This is a genomic window from Bacillus sp. TL12 (assembly GCF_022625245.1).
GTDB lineage: Bacteria > Bacillota > Bacilli > Bacillales > Bacillaceae_G > Bacillus_A.
Genome location: NZ_JAJJBY010000125.1, coordinates 1 through 2,172 on the forward strand (window position 1 = coordinate 1; position 2,172 = coordinate 2,172).

The window sequence follows — 2,172 nt, forward strand, 5'->3', positions numbered from 1 at the left end:
CCTTAAGACGAGTCAGAATGACTCGTCTTTTTTGTGTATTTACATAAGTGTTTTAAAAAATATAAAATGGAATCGAGGGAAAATGAAACAAAAACTAACATACAAATCACAGTTAAAAGGTATACAAATCGAACAAACAGAAGAAAGTTATACGTCATAAATTCGTCCATTTTATGTCTACCACCACAAAATGGACGAATTTTTAAATGTTCTGTTTATAAAACAGAAATCCATCGTGATGTAAATGGTGCACAGAATATTGCTCGTAAATTATATCAGATGGACGTAAAAACCATCGTTTCGATTGTATATAAACAGCCCGTTTGGCATAGACGTTTTTTGTCTGAGGATAGGAGACAAAAAACGAAACATCCAAATGATAAACCGAAAAAAAGGATCGCCTGTTGAATGGCGTAGTTGGCACAGACCTTGCCATCTTATTGGTGTGTTTCACTGGTAAGAGTTGTTCGCCCAAGCCTTGCCTCTGCATCTTCTTCTGGAAGAATGTAAGTAGGATGTTTGCGAAAAAGAATCCCATGGCTTTAACCGTGGGAGTGGTCAACATTAGAGTACATAGTAAGATAGGGATATATGTAAATATGAAAAAGGGGGGATAAACATTAAAGGGATATGTATGCTATTAACGGCAATTATATTATGGGGAATAGCAATTGCTCCAACAAAGTGGGCGCTCGAGTCAATTCAACCATTTACATTACTATTTCTTCGCCTTTGTTTTGCTGGGGGGATAAGTGCAATGTTTTCTTTTAATGAATTGCGGCAAAGTATTACAAATAGGATCGTACCATGGAGGAGAATGAGTTTATTATCTTTTACTGGTGTGGCTGGTTATTTTATGTTTACATCATATGGCATTTCATTAACGAGTGGTTTGCACGTTAGTATTATTGATGCTGCATTGCCATTAGTTACGATTGTTTTTTCTGCAATTTTGTTAAGAGAAAAAATCCACAGAAACTATTGGATTGGAATTATATTAGGTTTTATTGGTGTAGTATGTATTACAATTCCAGCCAGTAATGACACTCAAAGTGCTTCTCTAGTAGGAGACATACTTATTTTATGTAGTACCTTCTTATTTGCTTACTATACGATATTACTCAAACGGCCAAAACAAGAAAAGAAGTTATCGAATGAAGTGTTTACTACATTAACATTGCTAATTGGAGCGATTATTTTATTGCCTTTTGCTGCTATAGAAGCTTTTTACTACGGTTTACCGCAACTGTATACATGGAAGATTGGATTTAGTTTTATGTATCTTGCTATTGGTGCAACGATTTTGGCCTATTGGCTTTGGAATAAGGCGCTAGAAAAGGTTTCGGTATCAGTAAGTGGGCTGTATCTAAATGCTTTACCACTCATAAGTATTATCGCTTCGGTTATTCTATTAAATGAATCTTTAACATGGAAGGTTTTAATAGGTGGTTGTCTAGTTTTATTTGGAGTGGTCTGGGCGGATAAAGATAAATTACGTGCTCTAATGAAATCTGTAGATCGAAAGACGAAAGAAAATATAAAATATAAAACATATTAATATATGAATATAAAAAAGAGGGTGTGTGATTCATTGAATACGACATCCTCTTTTTAGTTGATTTATAGGAAGATACAGTGAGATTAGAGAACATGCTATTGTATTCATAGTGATGAATAAAAGGACGGTACTCTTTGATAGAAATCACATCACTAATAAAGTACAACGACTCTTTTGCCTTCGAAAGTCTAAGTGTACTTATACAATCTAAATGGGATGATTGATAATTATCTTATAATCCAATTAGACTGTATAACAATTAAATAGTATGAATTGTATGGAGCCAATAAAGATGAATAATTAAGTTGTCTATGATGATGTTAACAAATGGGAAACGTAAACCTATTGTCTGTGAAGCATATTATGATTGTACAGTAGAGGAGGGAATGGTAAAGAAAAAGACAATTGGTACTTTTACAATAGAAAATGAAAAACTAGTTGTTACTGATCCATGTTATCAGGTGGATGAAGATCTACCCTTGATTAAGGTTTTACTTTATGGGAGTCTATATAGTGACTGACGAATAAAAAAACTTTAAATTTATTTAATAAAAACCATTGACTATTACTATATACGAGTGTAATATTATACGAGTCGCTGATAGCAACAATGC

At 33.5% G+C, this 2,172-nt stretch carries 2 protein-coding genes; both read left to right on the forward strand.

Annotated elements, in window-relative coordinates:
* Positions 1 to 634 precede the first annotated feature (634 nt).
* Positions 635 to 1,558, forward strand: a complete 924-nt coding sequence (locus tag LOK41_RS27870; RefSeq protein ID WP_241819337.1) for a DMT family transporter — start codon at positions 635 to 637, stop codon at positions 1,556 to 1,558.
* 317 nt (positions 1,559 to 1,875) lie between these two features.
* Positions 1,876 to 2,079 (forward strand): hypothetical protein, encoded by a 204-nt coding sequence (locus LOK41_RS27875; protein ID WP_241819338.1) that lies wholly within the window; start codon positions 1,876 to 1,878, stop codon positions 2,077 to 2,079.
* The last annotated feature ends 93 nt before the right edge of the window (positions 2,080 to 2,172 follow it).

Bases quoted from the DNA above. Each gene is read 5' to 3' on its own strand.
- LOK41_RS27870 (WP_241819337.1), top strand. From the start codon at position 635: ATGCTATTAACGGCAATTATATTATGGGGAATAGCAATTGCTCCAACA.
- LOK41_RS27875 (WP_241819338.1), top strand. From the start codon at position 1,876: ATGTTAACAAATGGGAAACGTAAACCTATTGTCTGTGAAGCATATTAT.